The sequence below is a fragment of the Blautia sp. TF10-30 genome (genome assembly GCF_003481245.1).
Lineage (GTDB): Bacteria > Bacillota > Clostridia > Lachnospirales > Lachnospiraceae > Fusicatenibacter > Fusicatenibacter saccharivorans.
The window spans coordinates 48,502-68,161 of the sequence record NZ_QUKM01000007.1 but is presented as its reverse complement, the minus strand read 5'-3'; the positions used below and the strand labels follow the sequence as shown (position 1 = coordinate 68,161).

Sequence of the window (19,660 nt, the reverse complement as noted above, 5' to 3'; positions counted from 1 at the left end):
TGCCCCTACTGTTCTTTTCTTTTCAGCTCTTCATAAAATTTCTGCAACACATAAAATGCCGGTTTGCGGTACTTTTTGTCCTCAGAGAGCAGCCCCTTCCGGTTATAATATTTCTGGATCAGGCTTGTTCTGCGCGGGCAGCGGAAGTCGTAGAGAATCCAGGGGGTCATGCCCTTGATGTAGTCAATGTTCCGCAGCGTTGCAATCTGTTTTTCGTACACATCCGCCTGGCACTCCTCGGTTCCTTTGTCCGAGATGGTTCCATGGTGATGCGGCAGCGCGTCTGCGCCGAACTCCGTTACGATAACCGGCTTGTCCGGCTGGCTGTTTTCCATCAGTGCCGGCAGCATCGCAAAATCCGGGGTGTACCAGCCGCAGTACTCGTTGATGCCGATGATGTCAAGGTATTCCATCAGACGGTCCTCAATCTTATTTTTCGCAGCATTAACCAGGCAGGCCGCAGACACCATTCGCGTCTCATCCTCCCGATGCGCGCATTCTGCCAGTGCGCTCATGAATTTCAGCCGTTCATCCGTATCGGCATTCTCATTTCCGACAGACCAGATGATCACGCTCGCGCGGTTCCAGTCACGGTTGATGAGTTCGCGGAGCTGATTTTTGGCATCCTCATATGTTTTTTCACGTTCAAAACGAATTGCCCAGTAAACCGGAATTTCCTCCCACAAAAGAAGCCCAAGCTCGTCGGCGAGTTTTGCCATTTCTTCGTTATGCGGGTAATGTGCAAGGCGCATGAAGTTGCATCCCAGTTCTTTCGCAATGCGGATATTTTCGATCCGTTCCTCTCTTGTCAGGCCTTTTCCGTTTTCCACGCTGTCTTCGTGGCAACTGATACCACGCAGGAAAACGGGCTCTCCGTTCAGCAGAATGTCTCTGCCGTTCACGCGAATTTCACGAAAGCCGACCCGGTCGCTGACGGTATCGGTTCCACAGGTTACTTTTACATCATACAGCTTCGGTTTTTCCGGTGTCCAAAGCTCCGGTTTTGCATCAAAAACAACTTCTCCAGCTCCGTTTTCCAGCTGGATTTTCCGGCTCACGCCAAGCTCCTCGATGACAAGCTCTGCCTTGGCTGTGATTTTTTCCGACAGTGTCACTTTCGCCATAACATGTCCAAATGTTCCGTCCGGCACAAGCGCAATTTTAAAAGTTTTGATATGGCATTTCGGAACACGGATCAGTGCGATATCGCGGTATACGCCGCAGTAGTTGAACCAGTCGGTATTCTCGGTCGGCACCTGCTCCGGCCGTCTCGTTCCGTCAACAGCAAGCACGATGCGGTTCTCCGCTTTCAGGTATTCTGTGATATTCCAGAACGCCGGTGTCGATCCGCCGCGATGCATACCGACGTATTTTCCGTTTAAGAAAACGCGGCACAGATAATTGGCTGCGCCCACCTTCAGAAAAACTGTTTCCTCTCTTTCTGCGATATAGGAAATTTTTCTCGTAAAGATCATGCTTCCCTCATACAGGAGATACATCGGATCGATGGTATTCCAGCTGCACGGAAGCTGCATCACCGGCCACTCGTCAAAGGAATAGTCGATTGGCACAGTGAAGCCTTTTTCGTCGCGGTATCTCTCTTTGTACCATTTCTGGCGCAGACAGGTATCGTACTGATCGACTGCATAATGCCAGCCGCCGTTCAGCAGCTCCTCTCTTCTTCCCCCTTCAAATATCATCGTGTCCACTGTGGCAAATCCCGTTTCGTACTGTTCGGTATAATCCTCGAGATGGATATCCGACATATACTTTTTCTCTTTTTTTGCTTCCATAAACTTTTCCCTCACTTCTCCAAACGATCCGAAACACGCTCTGCGAGTTTCTCAGGGTATCGCGGCAGTCGCCGGGTCTCGTGCAGACACGGACTTTGGCGCGGCACCACCCATTCCTTGTTTTTATTATAACGCTTTCACAGGAAAAATCTATGGTCAAAACTGTTGAGGATATTGCAAAAATTGCGGTACCGCTTATTTTTCTTCGTTTTCGTTCTTTCCTTCCGCCGCCATCTGCCGCTTCCTCCGTGTCACAAGGCCACCGATCCGTCCCGTTTCTTTTGCCGTGAGTGATCGCCAGCCGTCATTCAGCACGCGTTCTAAAAGCCCCAGCTCACCTGCGATTTCGTATTTCATTTTCTCCTTCTCCGTCATATGTTCCAGATCAATTTTCTTCTGCCTTGCCATTTTTTCTACACTCCTTTTCTCTGCATTTTTGCTTTATCCAGAGTGTAGACACTTTTTTCCGGCCTTATACCTCCTGTTGTCAAACGGATATTCGCAATCCGCTTCGCTGCTTGCTCATAGCCGAAGAGCTGCTTCGCAGCTTATCTTTTCATCCCTGCTTTCGAAATCCCCCCCCGAAGGCAGGAATCTTTTATCTGCCGCCACACAAAAACCTCGCTTTTTGAAATACGGTCCGGTTTCCCATTCCGTTTTTTCAAAAAGCGAGGTCCTTTTCTTTATTTCTATTCTATGTTCCTATCTCCTCACTCCGGCGTCTCTCCGAGCCCGCTTTTAATTGCGGCAACAGCCGCCCGAAGTGCCTCCTCTTCATCCTCCCCGCTGCTGCAGATCTCAATGGTTTCTCCCTGCCTGATTCCTGCGGCAACGATACTCAAAATACTCTTTAAATTAACCGTTCCCTGCATCCCGTTGTTTTCATAGGTAAACGACATGGAAGATTTGTACCGGCTTACACTGTTTGACAAATTTACCGCGTTTAAAAGATGCAGACCTGACGGATTGACAATCGTTACTTTTTCACTTACCATCTTACGTTCCACCTGTCTTTCCTTTGTAATCCGCTCATTTTTCTTTGAAAAATGGCTACTTACTCATTTTTTGCCGTGTCCCGAGTTCAAAAATTCTCCTGCATCGGTTTTTTGACCTTTTGACACTGATATTTTCATGATAGCACAGTTTTGTTAATACAGTTTGAACATTCTGTTAGATACTCCTCAATTCTTTCCTCTTACTCAGCTGACTGAAGAACAGGTAATAAATAAAGTACGCAATCGTTGTGATCACCCACGACAGCGGATAGCAGAAGGCCGCTCCTTTTAAGGAGTGGAAATGCGGCAGAACCGCCGTCATCCACACGATACGTACTCCGCAGATTCCTATTCCGGTGATAAACATCGGAATCCATGCATCTCCGACACCACGGAGTGCACCGGAAAGGATTTCGATGGAAATGTAGGTAAAGAAGGTCGGAACCAGGAAATGGATCAGTCCGTGACAGATTTCACGCACCGCCGTATCTGTGGTAAACAGAGAAATCAGTGTATCACCGATAAACCACATAAACACAACCATCAGACCCGTCATCAGGAATGCCATGATCATGCTGGTGCGCACACCGCGGTGTACACGATCCATCTTTTTCGCACCGTAGTTCTGACCGACAAAGGTTGTCGCCGCAATACCGAGCGCATTGATCATCATCCAGAAAAGACCGTCCACCTTTCCGTAAGCCGCCCACGCAGCCACATTGTTGGTTCCCAGCGAGTTGACAGCAGACTGAATGATCACGTTCGATACCGAGTACAGAATTGACTGTACGCCTGCCGGAAAACCAATGCGGATAATCCGTTTGAGCATAATCCAGTCAATGCTGATTTTCCGCAGATGAAGCCGGTAAATGTCTCTGGTCCGCATCAGAGAGCCCATAACAAGAACCGCACTGATGATCTGCGACAGAATGGTCGCAAGCGCCGCGCCCATAACACCCATCTGCAAACCGACAACAAATAAAAAGTCAAGCGCGATATTGGTCATACAGCAGATGATCAGATACAGCAGCGGACGTTTCGAGTCGCCGACCGCACGCAGGATACCGGAACCCATGTTGTAAATCAGGTTTCCGATGGTTCCAAGGAAATAAACACGCATATAAATCAGCGCATAATTTACAACATCATCCGGCGTGTTCATCAGATCGAGCATCCATCTCGAACAGCCAATGCCGACTACTGTCAGCACAATACCTCCGAGAATGGAAAAGGCAATGGAAGTGTGCACTGCCCACTGCACCTTGTCCTCTTTATTGGCTCCGTAATGCTGTGAAATAACAACCGTCGCACCACTCGAAAGGCCGACAAAAAATCCGACCAGCAGATTGATCAGCGTACCTGTCGTTCCGCCGACCGCCGCAAGTGCCTGTTTTCCGAGAAAGTGTCCGACAATCATGGCATCTGCCGTGTTGTAAAGCTGTTGGAAAAACGTTCCGAACAGAATCGGCAGGAAAAAGATCAGAATCTGCTGCCAGATAACACCTTCCGTAATCTGATTTACCTTTACTACTTCTTTCTTCTCTTTGTTCATACCCAAATACCTTCTAAAACTGCCGCCGGATCTCATGGCTGATTCCGACGGCAGTCCCCCTTTAAAATTTTCTTCTGCTCCTCTGCAGATACTCTTCTTCTGTTTTATATTTTCAGCTGCTTCATCCCTCTTGGCAAGCGGATATTTGCAATCCGCTTCGCTACTTGCTTGATTCGGTTAAGTAATCTTTCAAAAAATCAAACAGCGTCTGCATTTCTTCCCGCGTGCCAATCGTAATACGCAAATAATTGTCAATGCGGGGTTTCTCAAAATACCGCACATAAATATGGCGTTCCCGGAGTGCCTGAAAAATCTTCCCGGCCGGTACGCTTTTGTGCGTTGCGAAAATAAAGTTCGATTTCGAATCTTCGAAAGAAAATCCCAGCTTTTTCAGCTCCTCCTTCGACCACTCTCTCGTTTCCATCACTTTTTTCACCGTCTTGCGGAAATATTCCACATCGCGGATCGCTGCGGCTCCGGCTGCGATCGTGGTCTGATTCATGGTATACGAATTGAAAGAATATTTCACATCATTCAGATACGAAATCATCTTCTCATTTCCGATTGCATAGCCGATGCGCATGCCGGCAAGCGAACGAGATTTTGATGTTGTCTGCACAACCAGCAGGTTTTCATATTTTTCCAGCAGCGGCTGCGCAGTGGCTGCTCCGAAATCCACATATGCCTCATCCACAATTACAACCACATCCGGGTTGTTCTGTAATATCGATTCGATCGCAGAAAGCGAAAGCTCCACACCCGTCGGTGCATTCGGGTTCGGGAACACGATTCCGCCATTTGGATGATTCTCTGCAAAATACTGCTCCGGCACAATGCAGAAATTTTCATCGAGCGGGATCTGCTCGTACGGAATGCGGAATTCCTCCGCCCAGACATCGTAGAAGGAATACGTAATGTCCGGGAAAAGAATCGGTTTGTCAGAGTTAAAATACGTCATAAACGCCATCGCCAGAACATCATCCGAACCAACGCCGACAAAAACCTGCTTTGTGCTTACGTGGTAGACATCCGCGATCGCCTGCACCAGTTCTGCCGCGGTCGGATCCGGATAGAGACGGAGGGTATCCTCTTCTGCTACCCGTCTGATCGCCTCTGCGGCTTTTGGTGACGGCGGATACGGATTCTCATTCGTATTCAGCTTGATCATGTCAGCCTCATGCGGCTGCTCGCCCGGTACATACGGCACAACTTTTCTTACATTCTTTTCCCAGTTACTCATAAGTTCCTTCCTTTCTGCCTGTGGTCAGGAAATGCACCCTGACTTTATTCCGTCTTTCTGTTTTTTTGGAAACCCCTGTGAATCGTAACCATTTTTTCTTTTCCTTCTGCTCCCGGCAGTTTCCCGCCAACGCAAAGTCCCTTTTCTTCCCGGTGAACCGCTTTATCCTCTCTTCTTCCAGGTAGACGGATAGAAAAGAATCAGCATCGGAAACAGTTCCAGACGGCCTGCCAGCATATCAAAAATCAGAATCAGCTTGGAAACCGGACCGTATCCAAAGAAGTTACTGGTCGGTCCTACCTGGTCAAGACCCGGTCCGATGTTGTTCAGTGTTGCGGCAACTGCCGTGAAGTTTGTCTCGAAGGAAAATCCATCCACACTGATGATCAGCATGGAAAAGCTGTAGATCACCAGATAAACAATCAAAAATACGTTGATCGCCCGCAGAACCTCATGCTCTACCGGGTGATCGTCGAAACGGATGCGTTTGATACTGCGCGGATGTACGATCGAACCAAGCTCTTTTTTCACGGTTTTTAAGAGGATCAGGATTCGCGAAACCTTGATTCCGCCTCCCGTTGAACCGGCACAGGCTCCGATGAACATCAGCATCACCAGAATACATTTTGACAGCTCCGGCCAGAGGTCAAAGTCCGTCGTGGAATAACCCGTTGTCGTGATAATCGATCCGACCTGGAAAAAGGCAGTCCGCACCGCTTCACCGATGGAATGGTACATCGGATAGGTATTCCAGGAAATCACGCCTCCTGCCAGAAGGATAATCAGGAAATACGCTCTTACCTCCTGGGACGAAATGGCGGCCTTTCCCTTTTTGCAAAGCATCAGATAATAAAAGTTAAAATTCACACCGAACGCAATCATGGCGATTGTCAGAATCCACTGCTGCAGTGGTGTGTACACTGCACAACCGCTGTTCAACACGGCAAAGCCTCCTGTTCCGGCAGCTCCCATGGCGAGTGTGACAGAATCAAATGTCTTCATGCCGGAAAGCAGCAGGGCAGCAATGGTAAAAAGTGTCATGCCAAGATAAATCTGATACAGAATTTTAGCGGTTCCGCGCACTCTCGGAACAAATTTGGAAACGGTCGGTCCCGGGCTCTCTGCCTTCATCAGGTTCATGACGGAACCGCCCTTCATCGGAAGCAATGCAAGAATGAACACAAGAACGCCCATACCGCCAATCCAGTGGGAAAAGCTTCTCCAGAACAGGCTGGCGTGTGAAAGGGCTTCCACATCACTCAAAATGCTGGCTCCTGTCGTTGTAAAACCGGAAACGATCTCAAACAGCGCATTGATATAAAACGGAATTTCCCCCGTAATTACAAACGGCACCGCTCCGAAAACACCAAGGACAACCCAGCTTAACGAAACGCAGACAAATCCGTCGCGGGAATAGATTTCCATATTGGACGGTTTTCTGAAGCAGAGGATCAGACCGGCCGCAATGCAAAGCAGTCCCCAGATAAGATACGCAAAGCCTGTCTTTTCCTGATACAGGGCTCCGACCAGCGCCGGAAACAGCATCAGCATACCTTCCACTTTCAGCACCCAGCTGATGACAAAACGAATCATTTTATAGTTCATAATCCGCTTCCCCCGTTACTCTGCCAGAATCTCATGGATATCCTGAAGACCGGTTTCCGTTGTTACGATAATGACGGAATCTCCTGCCTCAAAGGAATCCTGTCCACCCGGAATGATGACCTTTCCCTGTCTGTTAATCGCTGCTACCAGAAGGTTTGGCCGTGTTTTCATATCCTGCAGACGGATGCCGATCATACGGCAATTCTGGTTCACGATAAACTCAAGAGCCTCCACACGGTCTTCCATCAGCTTATACAGCGTCTCAACGTTGCTTCCGATGGAGTTTTTCATTGCCCGGACATACTGCAGAATGTACTCTGCGGTGATGTGTTTCGGGTAGATCAGGCTGTCCAGGTTCAGGCTGTGGATAACATCATTAAATTCCAGATGGTTGATTTTCGTTACAACCTTTGAGGATACCTTCTCTTTCGCATACAGCGACAGAATGATGTTTTCCTCATCCATATCGGTGCAGGCCACAAAGGAATCCATATTCTGGATGCGCTCCTCTTTTAAGAGCTCCTGGTCACTTCCGTCACCGTAAATAACGGTTGCATCCGGCAGTGCTTCGCTTAAAACCTCACAGCGATCCTTATTTTTCTCGATAATCTTGACATCGACGTTCATATTTGCCAGTGATTTTGCGAGATAATACGTAATTTCACCGCCGCCAACGATCATCGTATTGTGTACCTTGTTTGTATGAACACCAATTTTCTTAAACAGGCTCTCTGCGTTCTGCGGTGTGGTAATGATGGAAAGGCTGTCTTTTGCCTGGATCACAAAATTTCCATCCGGTATGTAAACCTCGCCGTTTCGCTCAACAGCACAGACCAGCAGACTGTACTGAAGCGCTCCGGCCAGCTCACGCAGCGACATATGGACAATTTTCGATGTTTCCGGCACTTTAAAGCGCAGCATTTCGATTCTTCCGCGGGAAAAGCTGTCGATCTCAATCGCAGATGGGAACCGCAGCAGTCTTGCCATTTCCATGGCGGCCGCGTGCTCCGGGTTGATGATCATGGACAGACCCAGCTTTTTACGGATAAATTCTCTCTCCTCCCGATACATCGGATTTCGAACTCTGGCGATGGTGTGACAGTCTGCTGCCTGTTTGGCAATGACACAGCAAAGCAGGTTCATTTCATCGCTTTTGGTTACGGCAATCATCAGATCCGCATGCTCAATATCCGCCTCCTGAAGCACCTGATAGCTTGCTCCGTTTCCTACAATTCCCATAACGTCATAGGTGTTGGAGACGTTGCGGACGACAATACTGTCTGTGTCGATGACCGTCACAAGGTTGTCCTCGCGGCTCAGCTGGGCGGTCAGTGCGGCTCCGACTTTTCCGCAGCCCACAATGATAATTTTCATGTTCTCTCCCTTCAATGCAAAAGCATTTCGCGTAAAATAGTAAAGACCCGCCAGGCGGCATCGTAAAACCATTTTTCGATGCACTCCAAAAAGCAGATCTGTACCCCTATTGTACGATGGCGATTATATCATATTTCCAGGAAAAGCGGAATAGATTTTAACAACATTTTGGACGGAGTTTTTGTAATGATTGATCAAAAAAGGGAAAACCTGTTGAACCTTGCGCTGGCCGCAACGGAAGTCGAACGGCGGCGTGTGCCGGAGCTTTCGGCAGGTTATAACTCTTACAGCAAAACATGGGAAGTAATTGTACAGTATCAGGGAGACCTGGCTTTTCTGGAGGAGCAGGGAGTTCGTGTGACGCTGCTGCTGTTTTCGTATGCCATTCTTCTGGTTCCGGAGTCCCTGATGGATTACGTGACAGGACTGCCGCAGATTACCTATCTGGAGAAACCGAAATTACTTTATTTCGCAGATGCATTTGTGCGGAGCATATCCTGTATTACGCCTGTGCAGGAGGGGGTTATGGGTCTGTCTGGGAATGGGGTGCTGCTTGCATGCATTGATTCAGGCGTGGACTATGCGCATCCTGATTTCTGCGCACCGGACGGGACAAGCCGAATTGCAATTTTATGGGATCAGACGATTCCGGGGAATCCTCCGATGGGGTATGCTCTTGGGTCGGTATATACACGGCAGCAGATCAATGAGGCACTTGCATCTTCTACGCCGGAAGAACGGTTTGCCCTCGTGCCGTCCCGCGATGTGACGGGGCATGGGACAGCGGTGCTCGGAATCGCAGCGGGAAATGGGAGATCCTCGGCAGATGCGGCCATGCGGGGCGTGGCACCGGAAGCAACACTCGTGGTCGTAAAGCTTGGGAATCCTGATCCGGCGGATCTGCCGCGGACATCGCAATTGCTGCAGGCGGTGGATTTCTGCGTAAGATATGCACTTCTGGTGGAGCGGCCGCTTGTGACTAATTTGAGCTTCGGGAATAATTACGGTTCGCACAGCGGGGATTCCTTACTTGAAACGTATTTGAATGCAGTGTCAAATTTAGGGCAGAACGTGATCTGTATCGGGGCAGGAAATGAAGGGGATACCGGACGCCATTATGCCGGGAACCTAAAGTCGGATCGCAAGTCGTCCGGTCAGACGCAAACAGTCCGTGCGACATCTGATCCGGCTGCGACGTCTGCGGTCTCGGCAACGGCTGACCGCGCTGTCTCCGTTGAATTTCAGGTCGGTGCTTATGAATCCTCGTTCAGTCTCCAGATCTGGAAGGTTTATGGGGATGAAATCTCGATCGAACTGATTTCCCCCGGCGGCATCCGCTCCGGCACGCTCTCTCCTGTCCTCGGCACGGCGCGTCTGACGCTTGGTCCGACAGAACTTCTCCTGTTTTATGGCATGCCATCCCCCTACAGCCAGGCGCAGGAAATTTACCTGACCTTTCAGGGCGCAGGAAACCATCTGTCCGTCGAAAACGGCATCTGGACCTTGCGTCTCACCCCCGGCCGCCTGATCTCCGGTTCCTTTGACCTCTGGCTTCCCGGCGGAAACGCCGTCGGTTCACAGACCCGCTTCTTCTCCCCCACTGCCGACACCACACTCACCATCCCTTCCACCGCCCGCTCCGCCATCACGGTCGGTGCCTACGATCCCCGCCTTTCCTCCTATGCCAGCTTCTCCGGCCGCGGCTATACCCGTATTCTCCACGAAATTAAACCTGATCTCGCCGCCCCGGGTGTCAATATCCCAGCTCCCCGTTCCGGCGGCGGCTATGCTTCCTTCACCGGCACCTCGTTTGCCACGCCTTTTGTATCGGGAAGCGCCGCTCTTATGATGGAATGGGGTATTCTGCGCGGAAATGACCCGTTTTTATATGGTGAAAAGCTGAAAGCTTATCTCATCGCAGGCACAAAACCCATCGCATCCGAGAGCGAATACCCGAACAGGCGGGTGGGATGGGGACGACTTTGTTTAGAAAGTAGCCTGCCAGATTAAAGTTATTGAAGGATTCGATAGAAGAAATAAAAGCGCAATGTAAAGAGTTAAACGACAAATGAGACATATTTTTATCTCTGTACTATCTTGTACTTTGCTACGAAAATAAAACTCGTAGCAAGGTACTTATAGTGTTCATTTGTCGGGCAACTCTTTTTTATTTAACTGTTAATAACTTGCTGTTTAAAATTTTTTGAATGCAAAGAGAATCACTTACCCAAAAGATATTCTTCCAACATTTCCTTTACTTTTTTCTCAATTTCGTCTATGATCTCTTCACACCTTGTCTTTTTCATCCCTGCACCAGTTCCTACCGCCAGTAACTCTTTTCTGCCTGGATTTCTTCCATTTCCATCTACTGACGTAGTATGTTCGCCATAATACGTATTACTGTAAGTAAGATCATATGCCGGACTTAAATGCCATTTATCTTCGTCTGCTTCGTACAAATACGTGAAGTTCTTCGAATGATCATCTCTGTTATGTGCAAAAACATTGAAACACATTCGGCGGAACATATTTTCAACATCTTCATCGCAATTGCGTGTCATGATTTTTGTCAGTTTCATTAATCCATGATAGTCCAGACTTGGCTGCTCAAAATCCAATTCCAGAATTGCAGCTGTCGTCAACATGTGCACTTTCTTTTTCCCTTTCAAACAGTTTCTCCTGTCAAACCTTTTAGTTCCAAAATATCCTTTACATTTTTCTGATGGAAACAATCTCGTTTCACTCATCATAATTCCGCAGGCCTTGGCACAGCAGGAATAGTCATATTCCATTTTTCCTGCATCTTTTCCGTCCACATGCGCTGGAAATTTGATAATCCATTCTTCATTATCAATGGTTGTCATGATTTTAGGTCTTGCTCCGCCGCTGGTACCTCCCAGCAGATACAATTCGTCCAGTTTATCCGAATACTCTGTATTCAGTATCTTTTGACACTCTTCCGCCAGTTTGTCCAGATCTGCACTGCTCTGCTCCTCTGGAAAATTCTTTTCCGGGTGATATGTCAACGCTCCCATCCCCGATGTGCCCACAATCGCCAGACGATCCAGTACGGTCAGTTCATCCGGATTTTGTTTATGTGCCCGTAACAGGCGATCCAACAGTAATCTGCCCCAATGATCTGGAAGACTGTCCGCAAAAACCCCAAATAATCCTTCAAAATGATCCTTAACTGGAACAAATACCTGTTTTTGCAAAGGCAATGAAAATGGGTTGATCGAAAATCCGGTTTCCAGCCATTCATCACTGTACTGAAATGCCACTTTGTGGTCTGCCGTCATAGCTAATGTTCCCACCGTTTGATCCTCATAACACACCTGCAGTACTTTATCTTGTTTCATTGATAACCTCCTGAATATCTTTATACGGTACCTGCGTGAAAATATTTCTGAGCTCATCTGCAAGATCCAGTGCGATTGCAATTTTCGTTAAAGATAACAGGGAAATTTGTCCTGTCGTTTCGAATCTTTTGATTGAGCCGTAACTCACTCCGCTTATAGATGCTAATTTTTCCTGCGTAATTGAACGTCTCTTTCTGATTTTTCTCACTCGCTGCGCAAGTTTTTGATCCAGTTCTTCCGGAGTTTCCCATATAAATTGTTCCATTTTTTCCCCTTCTTGTTACAGATTATATGTTATCTAAAATATCCTGTTTTTATTCAAAACAGATTATATATTATCTATTCTATTTTACCACTCACGTGCAGAAAGCACAATGATTTCCTGCCCTGTTTCCATAAAAACTCCACCCCGTTTTTGTAACTGCAGATAAATTTTGCATCTCCTTTACTCTATAGGGATAATTTGCGCTTTTTTGACTATCCGGTAGTATTTGTTTCAGAGTAAGTAAAAAAGCCTCTGCCGGGCAAAAATTTTGCTTTCCGGCAGAGGCTTTGCTGGTCAAACGGATATTCATGCAAGCATGATTCGCGATTTTTCTTCCATTTCGCATGGCTTGGAATCGTTACAAATACTGGCTGAATTCCACTTTTTCTTTATTTGGTCCTTCGATCGTGAAGAAACGGACGCCATTTTCCCAGAACGGAAGGAAATGTACTTCATCCTGCGTCGTATTCAGACCGGCCCCGGTAATCATTTCGTGAACTGCGAGTCCCAGTTCGTGGGAGATTTTATCCGAATAAGGGCGGCGTAGCGGGCTACGGCAACCGAATGAGGGTAAAATATACCGCAAAGTGGAGCTTGCAGATTGCGGAAATGATTTTTCAGACACGCTCTAGCACCTTTTTTCTCCACACAAAGGCTTGCAACGGCGTTTCCAAACCGGGCAAACGCTGCCAGTTCTTCCTGCGGCTGTAAAGATATGCTCCATTCCACCAAGTGTCACTACAACTATTTTTACACTCTGATGATATAATATTTCCGCTGTTTTTGCAACATTTTGCTCTCTCCTGCCCGTTCGCTGCCGTTTTGCTGTTTCTTTTTTTCACAGATCACAAGGATGAGTGCCAGCATTCCTCCCATCAGGCTGCACCAACTGCCAGCCGCCCGTCCGGGCGCATGGTACACAAGAACAATTTTGTGCTCGCCTGATGGGATTTTTGCGCCGAGAAATGCCGTGTTTGCGCGGAACAGCATTGTTTCTTTCCCATCCACTTTCAGCACAAAATTTTCATCGTATGGAATGCTGGTGATGAGGTATCCGTCTCTTTCCGCGGAAACCACACCTGTGATGCCGTCGCCGCCGTATGTTGCTGTTGTTCCGCCAATCAGGGTAACCGCCTGACTGTACAGCTGCTCCGTTTTTTCCAACGGCTGTGCCATACCAGTCCATGTCTCAAAATTTTTCAGGATATAATGGCCTTTTCCCATCCGAATGAATGCAGTTCCATCTTCTTTCATCGTTACAAGATAGTTAAACTGTGTATTCCCATTGGCATACGTATGGTTGATGCCGGTCAGGCGGTTGGTCTGGCCGTTGATGCGGATGAACATATCATGACTCGCTTTCTGATTCTCCACCTCGAAAGAAACGGCGAGCAGCGTCGCTCCCTCTGCGGCACCCGGCAGCGTTGCTGAGACGGTCACGGATTTTTTCGTCTCAATCTCATATCCGTCCGCTGTCTTCTGAATGCGCAGATCTTCCTGATCGGTCTCTGGAATTTCAAGGTTCACTTTCTGAAAACAACTGTGAAACAGGGGTCCTACAGAACCATTCTTTGTATCTGAATCTGCAGCGGCTCTGAAATTATCCACAGATTCCGCCGATTTTTCCTGATCCGGGATTGCCGCTGTTGTCTTCCGCATTTCCTGATCCGGGATCACGGCTGCCGTCTCCAGTATTTCCTGGTTCTGCGGATAAGGTAATGATTTGTATTCCGTCTCGGAAACCACCTGGTCTGTCACGTAGGCAACCGGCGCTGCGGATATGGCACGATAAACCTGAAAGTCCCCGTAATCCCGGTACAGTTCATACCCTTCCGGCCGTGTTTCTGCCAGAATGTACTTCACGCCCATGAGCTGCCAGAACAGCGGATCATCGGAAACCGTCTGCATCATGCGGTTGCGGAAGGCTTCATTAATCCCATACGTCTCGTCCCGGAATTTCTTATATTCTGCATTGTATGCCGAGGAATAAATCGTCGAAACATTCTGTCCAATATCCCATATCCGGTTGACGTTCGCAAGGTTCTGTCCGCCGTCTCCATACTGCTCCATACGGTACCAGCCGGGATCCTCCGCACGGATCTCGCGGATTGCCGCTGCAATCTTGCTGTCCGTCAGAGCTTCATACGTTTTACGCGGGATCATCACATGCTTTTCCTGATTGATTGCTTTTCCGGCAAATGCAAGAATCACAGCACTAAAGACGAGCGGCAGAAACGGAAGCTCTCTGCCCCGCAGCCGTTTTTTTGCCGGAAACCACCGCCATGCCAGATAGCACGCAGTCACACAAATCACATCCAGTATGCCGAGATGCCAGTATGGTTCAAAGTATGTCTCTTGCTTTGCATTCCACATCAGAATCAGAACTATGAGGTACGGAAGCAATTCTCGCAGCTCTGTCATGACTTTGCGCTTAAAATTCCCGGTGCTTCGATTTTTTCCACACTCCCGCTTCCGGACAAGCTGGTTTTCCACATAAAGCCCGACTTCTGCACAGAGGACCGGAAGAAACGGGATGAATACTTTATCTTTGCTGTACAGGCCGCCGTTCAGCAGATAGCCGAACAGGGGAATACAAAAGAATACCAGCAAAAGGAAGGACAACAGTTTCTCACGCAACCGGCTCTTTCCGATCACTCTGCCCAAAAGCGCCACCCCCGCAAATGCGGAGAGGCCAATGCCATACGGCGTGTAGCAGAGACGCAGGATCAGAAACTGCGGTTTCCACATCGCCGGATCGGTAAAAAGTCCTGCGATGCCGCCCGCTGCGGTGCCGCGTCCGCCCTCGCCGCTGCCGCCGAACAAGGCGGCAGCCGATGGGATCAGCAGAATACCGGAAAGAAGGATTCCTGCGAGGACCGGAAGCGCAAAGCGGATTGCTGCGCCAAAAAAGCTCCGCAAACCCACCAAGGTTTCACCCGTTCCGGCAGACTTTTCACCTGCCCTCTGCTTTTTCTCTGCCCCGGCCTTTTGATTCCGCGACACTTTTCGATTCTCCTGTTCCGCTTCATACGCAGCATTTTCTGTACCGCATTTCAAATACTCCGTCACTGCATACGCCGTGAGCGCAAGCAGCCCGCCGACCGAAAAATAAAAGCTGGTCAGAATCATCCCAAGAACGGAAAGAATCAGCAGACCGCTCTTTCTCTTCTGAAAATGGCGATCCACGCCCAGCAGAGCCAGCAGCAGAAACGGCATATAGTTGACAAACATAAGCTGATTATAGGAATGATACAGAAGTGCGGTAGAACACGTAAAGAAAAGTGATGTAAAAAGACAGTTGCCGTAATGCAGACCCTTTTTGCTGATCCATCGATAAAAAAGCACTGCATCCGCCGCATACAGCAGCGCGGAGGAACCCATCACCCACAGGTCCATCGGGATGAACGGGAAAAGGTAGGATAACAGCATGGTCGGACTCAGCAGTCCGTAGTAGGCAAAATGGTAAATATTCTGACCTCCTCCCAGATTCCATGCGAAATCCGGGAAGAGGTTTCCGGTCGCGTAAAACCGCTTTCGGAAGTAATCGGCAAGGGTGCTGTGCTGGCTGATCCAGTCAATCGAGGAGCCGAATACGCCGTATTGCAGGACGAACAGCCGGCACAAAAGCAAAGAAAAGAAAAACAGACCAGCCGCCGTAAAATCCTTTCCGGTAAGACCTTCCAAAAAGCCGTTCCGCCGTCCTTTCGGCTGGCCTTTCTTTTTCCGTGATTTCCCCGGCTCTCTTATTTCCTTTAAGATTTCCTTTTTCATGCCCGGATTTCTCCTCTTTCAGAAGCATGGCGTTTGTCGGCATACTCTGGAAAATACACATTTTTCTTTTCTGCCGTATGGGCATCTTTTCTTCTCTTTGCAGCACTCTCCTGCTTTTTCACCGGCTGCACACTGTGCATCTTGACCGTCTCTTCACTCGTCTCCTTTAAAAGATAGATCGGACGGTGCTTTGTTTCAAGATATGTCTTGGAAAGATAAATGCCTACAATGCCCGTGCAGAAAAGCTGTACACCGCTCACCAGAAAAAGGATGCATGCCATCGACGGCCAGCCCGCAACGGGATCGCCGAACAGCAACGTTCTTACGATAATGAACACGATCAGAATCATCGAAATCAGGAAAAAGAGCACGCCCATGACGGATGCGAGTGACAGCGGGGCTACGGAAAAACCTGTGATGCCGTCGATTGAGTACGCAAGGAGCTTTCGAAGTGGCCACTTTGATGTTCCGGCGCAGCGATCCTCATGCTCAAATTCCAGCCATTCTGTGTGAAAGCCGACCCATCCGAAAATCCCTTTGGAAAAGCGGTTGTACTCACTCATTTCCAGCACGGCATCCACCATTTTGCGGCTCATCAGGCGGTAGTCCCTTGCACCGCTTACGATCTCTGTTTTGGAAAGGCGGTTGATCACACTGTAGAAAGCATTTGATAAGAAGGATTTGATTTTTCCCTCGCCCTCCCGCGAACTGCGGCGTGCCGCTACACAGTCACAAGTGCCGCTCTGCAGCATCGCGTACATTTTCGGAAGAAGGGACGGCGGATCCTGAAGGTCGACATCCATCACCGTTACGTAATCACCTTTAGCCGCCTGCAGTCCGGCGTACATGGCTGCCTCTTTTCCGAAATTTCTCGAAAACGAGAGGTAACGGCAACGCATATCCTTCTGCGCAAGCCGGCGCATCTCAAACAGACTGTGATCCCTTGAGCCGTCGTCAACAAAGATCAGCTCGAACTGAACCTTCTGCTGTTCTTCCATCTCATTCATCTGACGTACCATCGTCTCGTAGTAAACCGGAATTGCTTCCTCTTCGTTGTAGCATGGTATGATAATACTGATTGTCTCCATTTTTTTCCTCCCGGGGATTACATACTCTCTCAGAATCCTTCTTCAGATCCTTCCTGCTGCAATCCCGCTTCTGTCTCATTCTTATGCAAGTCAGGTTTTTGTGGCTGTTTCTCCCGCTGCAGAATCCTCGCCTGCCTCCGGGAAACGCAGGATGACTTTAAACAGATCGCCGTCTGCCGCAAGCTCCATGCGGCCGCCCATGTTGGCCGTGTAGCTTGATGCAATCGCAAGGCCAAGGCCGTGACCCTCGCTCGTCCGTGATTCGTCGCCGCGCACAAAGCGTTCCATCATTTCCTCCGCTTCAAAATTCATCTCATAGGCGGAAATGTTTTTCATCGTCACGAAAATCTCCCCGTTTTCCTTCCCTGCGTCAATGTAAACTCTCGTTCCGCCCAGGCTGTATTTCAGGATATTTTCCACGAGATTCTGTATCACGCGGTACATTTTCCCATTATCCCCAAGGAACGGCAGCGGCTCTTCTCCGAGCGCCGTGCGGAACGACAGATTGCTCTGCACAATCGCATCGTCCATATCGGCGAGGGTCTGCTCGATCAACCGTTTCATATCCATTTTTTCCATCTGGAATTTTTCGGTTCCGCTTGTCGATTTGGAGAGCTCGAAGAGGCTTTGGATCATCTCCTTTAGCTGTTCCTGTTTCACAGAAATCACTTCGACGTAATCCTGTGCCGCCGGTGTCAGATCCTCTTTTTTCAGAAGATCCGTATAGCCGACCATCGAGGTGAGCGGTGTTTTCAGATCGTGCGATACATTGGTAATCAGGTCAATTTTGAGACGCTCCGCCTGCATCTGTTTTTCTACGCTCTTCTGCATAGCGCTCTCAATATTTTCCAGCTCTGCAAACGCCGGATACAGCAGGGATTTTTCGGATATTTCATGGATCCGGCTTTCCATGCTGCCTTCTGCCATCGTATGGATCTGTTCCATCAAAAGGCCCATCTCCCGGTTCAGGCGACTGCGGTATGTTTTCCAGGCAAACAGAATTAAAATCAGCGTGGTCAGCCCAAGAAGAATGACAAACAGTACCTCGCCATCCATTCCGTTTATCAGTCCGGTGATCATGGTAATCACGATTAGAAGTTCCGCAATCAGTGCCACACGGAACGGCCATTTACTCTGACCGGCAAGCTGCCGTTCCAGGCTGGTCCGATCTCTGTAACGCTTCCTTTCTCTGCAAAAAAAGGACATTTCTCTCAGTTGTTTCTTTTCATAGCGACAGACAAGAATGCCGGCACTGAGAAGGAAAACGCCACAGATTCCAAAAAACAGAAGACCTGTCTGCACACACTCTATTACAGTACCCCATTCGGCAACAATGCGGTATCTGGCATAGCTGTGCCGGAGCGGCTGAAGCCATCCGAAAAAAGCAAATCCTCCGACAAGAACCAGAAGCTCATTTGGCACCTTTTCGGATTTTTTCAGAAACAGCTGCTCTTTCTCTGCTTCCGCAGCGGCTCTTGCCTCAAACTGCATCTGCCGGGATTTTTCTATTTCATCTGTCTCGGACTTATCTGCGGCTGCCCCTTCGCTGCTTTTTGCTGTTTTTCCCGCTTTTTCCGGTTCACTGCCGGCAAAAGCAGTCATTTTCGAGTTCCCGGTATTTTTTCGGAATTTCCATACCAGATACAAGGCTGCGGCTATGCCCAAAACGCCGACTACCGTCACTCCAATGCCGATACCCCATTCGATGTTGCGCCACATTCCCCATTCGAATTCACTGGCCCATTTCCGCAGAAGCTTTCCGCACAAAATCAGTACCATAGAAAGATCGAGAAGCATCCACAGCAGGATGCGTTTTTCAGTCTCCGTTAATTTTTTCAATTTTGTATCCAATTCCCCACACCACCTTTAAATATTTTGGATTTTTCGGCGTAATTTCGATTTTCTCACGAATGCGCCGGATATGAACCATGACGGTATTTTCTACGCTGTAAGCATCCTCCTGCCAGACCTGGCTGTAGATTTCTTCGGCTGAGAATACATAGCCGGGATGCTCCATCAGAAGCTCCATAATTTTGTACTCGGTTGCGGTCAGGCGAACAGGTTCACCGTCCACCAGGAGTTCTTTGGTGTTTCGGTTCAGCAGCAGACCGCCGTTTTTCAGGATATCCTGGCTTTGTGTGGTTCCGTTTGCGGCGCCTAAGGAGAAGTAACGGCGGAGCTGGGATTTAACACGGGCCATGAGTTCGGCGGTATTATACGGCTTTGTCACGTAATCATCGGCGCCCATCGAAAGTCCGATGACTTTATCGCTCTCTTCGGTTTTCGCGGAAAGCATGATAATCGGGATGTTGTTTTTTTCTCTTATTTTCATCAGGGCGGAAAGGCCGTTCATTTTGGGCATCATGACATCGAGCAGGATCAGATGGATCTGTTCGGTCATGAGGATGTCGAGTGCCTCCATGCCGTTGTAGGCTTTTTTTACCCTGTAGCCTTCCAGTTCTAATAGTTTGCCGAGAGATCTTACGATTTCCCGGTCGTCGTCTACGACTAATATGTTGTATTGGCTCATCTCGTTTTTCCCCTCTTGGTTCTATGGTGTTTATCATAGCAGAGAAAACGGAGATTATTTGGATAAAAAACTGACATTTTTCTTAAAA

At 48.6% G+C, this 19,660-nt stretch carries 15 protein-coding genes and 1 pseudogene; 2 read left to right on the top strand and 14 right to left on the bottom strand.

Going from position 1 to position 19,660, the window contains the following annotated elements; genetic code table 11:
• Nucleotides 1-5 precede the first annotated feature (5 nt).
• The 7 genes from DXD02_RS08215 to trkA all read right to left on the bottom strand — a co-directional run bounded on the left by DXD02_RS08215 (nt 6) and on the right by trkA (nt 8,631).
• Nucleotides 6-1,793 (bottom strand): glycoside hydrolase family 2 protein, encoded by a 1,788-nt coding sequence (locus tag DXD02_RS08215; protein ID WP_117510357.1) that lies wholly within the window; start codon nt 1,791-1,793, stop codon nt 6-8.
• Between the two features lie 195 nt (nt 1,794-1,988).
• Complete coding sequence (locus tag DXD02_RS08210) at nt 1,989-2,201, bottom strand: small, acid-soluble spore protein, alpha/beta type (RefSeq protein WP_055220834.1); 213 nt, start codon at nt 2,199-2,201, stop codon at nt 1,989-1,991.
• A 302-nt stretch (nt 2,202-2,503) separates the two neighbouring features.
• Nucleotides 2,504-2,788, bottom strand: a complete 285-nt coding sequence (locus DXD02_RS08205; protein WP_117804640.1) for an HPr family phosphocarrier protein — start codon at nt 2,786-2,788, stop codon at nt 2,504-2,506.
• A gap of 175 nt (nt 2,789-2,963) precedes the next feature.
• A complete protein-coding gene (locus DXD02_RS08200) occupies nt 2,964-4,340 on the bottom strand; it encodes an MATE family efflux transporter (protein ID WP_117510359.1) in 1,377 nt (458 codons plus the stop codon).
• A 160-nt stretch (nt 4,341-4,500) separates the two neighbouring features.
• A complete protein-coding gene (gene hisC / locus DXD02_RS08195) occupies nt 4,501-5,580 on the bottom strand; it encodes a histidinol-phosphate transaminase (RefSeq protein ID WP_117510360.1) in 1,080 nt (359 codons plus the stop codon).
• Between the two features lie 162 nt (nt 5,581-5,742).
• Nucleotides 5,743-7,185, bottom strand: coding sequence for a TrkH family potassium uptake protein (locus DXD02_RS08190; RefSeq protein ID WP_117510361.1), 1,443 nt, complete (start codon nt 7,183-7,185; stop codon nt 5,743-5,745).
• A 15-nt stretch (nt 7,186-7,200) separates the two neighbouring features.
• Nucleotides 7,201-8,631 carry a Trk system potassium transporter TrkA gene (gene trkA / locus DXD02_RS08185; RefSeq protein ID WP_256359696.1) on the bottom strand — a complete coding sequence of 477 codons (1,431 nt, stop codon included), beginning with the start codon at nt 8,629-8,631 and terminating at the stop codon, nt 7,201-7,203.
• 114 nt (nt 8,632-8,745) lie between these two features.
• Here trkA and DXD02_RS08180 point away from each other — a divergent pair, with 114 nt between their 5' ends.
• Nucleotides 8,746-10,569 carry a S8 family peptidase gene (locus DXD02_RS08180; protein WP_118595909.1) on the top strand — a complete coding sequence of 608 codons (1,824 nt, stop codon included), beginning with the start codon at nt 8,746-8,748 and terminating at the stop codon, nt 10,567-10,569.
• A gap of 209 nt (nt 10,570-10,778) precedes the next feature.
• On the opposite strand, the gene DXD02_RS08175 is transcribed toward DXD02_RS08180, so the two are convergent.
• The 3 genes from DXD02_RS08175 to DXD02_RS16240 all read right to left on the bottom strand — a co-directional run bounded on the left by DXD02_RS08175 (nt 10,779) and on the right by DXD02_RS16240 (nt 12,762).
• Nucleotides 10,779-11,918, bottom strand: a complete 1,140-nt coding sequence (locus DXD02_RS08175) for a type II toxin-antitoxin system HipA family toxin (RefSeq protein WP_055227801.1) — start codon at nt 11,916-11,918, stop codon at nt 10,779-10,781.
• Nucleotides 11,905-12,183 carry a helix-turn-helix domain-containing protein gene (locus tag DXD02_RS08170; protein WP_055227803.1) on the bottom strand — a complete coding sequence of 93 codons (279 nt, stop codon included), beginning with the start codon at nt 12,181-12,183 and terminating at the stop codon, nt 11,905-11,907. Before DXD02_RS08170 ends, DXD02_RS08175 begins: the two co-directional genes overlap by 14 nt.
• 486 nt (nt 12,184-12,669) lie before the next feature.
• Nucleotides 12,670-12,762: a DUF6783 domain-containing protein gene (locus tag DXD02_RS16240; protein WP_334294909.1), complete on the bottom strand. Its 93-nt coding sequence runs from the start codon at nt 12,760-12,762 to the stop codon at nt 12,670-12,672.
• On the opposite strand from DXD02_RS16240, the pseudogene DXD02_RS16235 reads away from it, so the two are divergent.
• A pseudogene (locus tag DXD02_RS16235) lies at nt 12,733-12,894 on the top strand (DUF6783 domain-containing protein); the annotation flags it as partial. The gene DXD02_RS16240 and the pseudogene DXD02_RS16235 overlap by 30 nt on opposite strands.
• A gap of 39 nt (nt 12,895-12,933) precedes the next feature.
• On the opposite strand, the gene DXD02_RS08155 reads toward DXD02_RS16235, so the two are convergent.
• The 4 genes from DXD02_RS08155 to DXD02_RS08140 all read right to left on the bottom strand — a co-directional run bounded on the left by DXD02_RS08155 (nt 12,934) and on the right by DXD02_RS08140 (nt 19,572).
• Nucleotides 12,934-15,954 carry a YfhO family protein gene (locus DXD02_RS08155; RefSeq protein WP_118666716.1) on the bottom strand — a complete coding sequence of 1,007 codons (3,021 nt, stop codon included), beginning with the start codon at nt 15,952-15,954 and terminating at the stop codon, nt 12,934-12,936.
• A complete protein-coding gene (locus DXD02_RS08150; protein WP_118666715.1) occupies nt 15,951-17,042 on the bottom strand; it encodes a glycosyltransferase family 2 protein in 1,092 nt (363 codons plus the stop codon). Before DXD02_RS08150 ends, DXD02_RS08155 begins: the two co-directional genes overlap by 4 nt.
• A 90-nt stretch (nt 17,043-17,132) precedes the next feature.
• Nucleotides 17,133-18,893, bottom strand: a complete 1,761-nt coding sequence (locus tag DXD02_RS08145; protein ID WP_118666714.1) for a sensor histidine kinase — start codon at nt 18,891-18,893, stop codon at nt 17,133-17,135.
• Entirely contained in the window at nt 18,859-19,572 is a 714-nt protein-coding gene (locus tag DXD02_RS08140) for a response regulator transcription factor (protein WP_118595913.1), read from the bottom strand. Before DXD02_RS08140 ends, DXD02_RS08145 begins: the two co-directional genes overlap by 35 nt.
• Nucleotides 19,573-19,660 lie beyond the last annotated feature (88 nt).

What these genes read in the sequence shown, in the direction of transcription:
- DXD02_RS08215 (WP_117510357.1), bottom strand. Translation starts at nt 1,793, where the DNA reads ATGGAAGCAAAAAAAGAGAAAAAGTATATGTCGGATATCCATCTCGAG.
- DXD02_RS08205 (WP_117804640.1), bottom strand. Translation starts at nt 2,788, where the DNA reads ATGGTAAGTGAAAAAGTAACGATTGTCAATCCGTCAGGTCTGCATCTT.
- DXD02_RS08140 (WP_118595913.1), bottom strand. Translation starts at nt 19,572, where the DNA reads ATGAGCCAATACAACATATTAGTCGTAGACGACGACCGGGAAATCGTA.
- DXD02_RS08150 (WP_118666715.1), bottom strand. Translation starts at nt 17,042, where the DNA reads ATGGAGACAATCAGTATTATCATACCATGCTACAACGAAGAGGAAGCA.
- DXD02_RS08200 (WP_117510359.1), bottom strand. Translation starts at nt 4,340, where the DNA reads ATGAACAAAGAGAAGAAAGAAGTAGTAAAGGTAAATCAGATTACGGAA.
- DXD02_RS08190 (WP_117510361.1), bottom strand. Translation starts at nt 7,185, where the DNA reads ATGAACTATAAAATGATTCGTTTTGTCATCAGCTGGGTGCTGAAAGTG.
- DXD02_RS08175 (WP_055227801.1), bottom strand. Translation starts at nt 11,918, where the DNA reads ATGAAACAAGATAAAGTACTGCAGGTGTGTTATGAGGATCAAACGGTG.
- DXD02_RS08210 (WP_055220834.1), bottom strand. Translation starts at nt 2,201, where the DNA reads ATGGCAAGGCAGAAGAAAATTGATCTGGAACATATGACGGAGAAGGAG.
- DXD02_RS08155 (WP_118666716.1), bottom strand. Translation starts at nt 15,954, where the DNA reads ATGAAAAAGGAAATCTTAAAGGAAATAAGAGAGCCGGGGAAATCACGG.
- DXD02_RS08180 (WP_118595909.1), top strand. Translation starts at nt 8,746, where the DNA reads ATGATTGATCAAAAAAGGGAAAACCTGTTGAACCTTGCGCTGGCCGCA.
- DXD02_RS08170 (WP_055227803.1), bottom strand. Translation starts at nt 12,183, where the DNA reads ATGGAACAATTTATATGGGAAACTCCGGAAGAACTGGATCAAAAACTT.
- trkA (WP_256359696.1), bottom strand. Translation starts at nt 8,631, where the DNA reads ATGGTTTTACGATGCCGCCTGGCGGGTCTTTACTATTTTACGCGAAAT.
- hisC (WP_117510360.1), bottom strand. Translation starts at nt 5,580, where the DNA reads ATGAGTAACTGGGAAAAGAATGTAAGAAAAGTTGTGCCGTATGTACCG.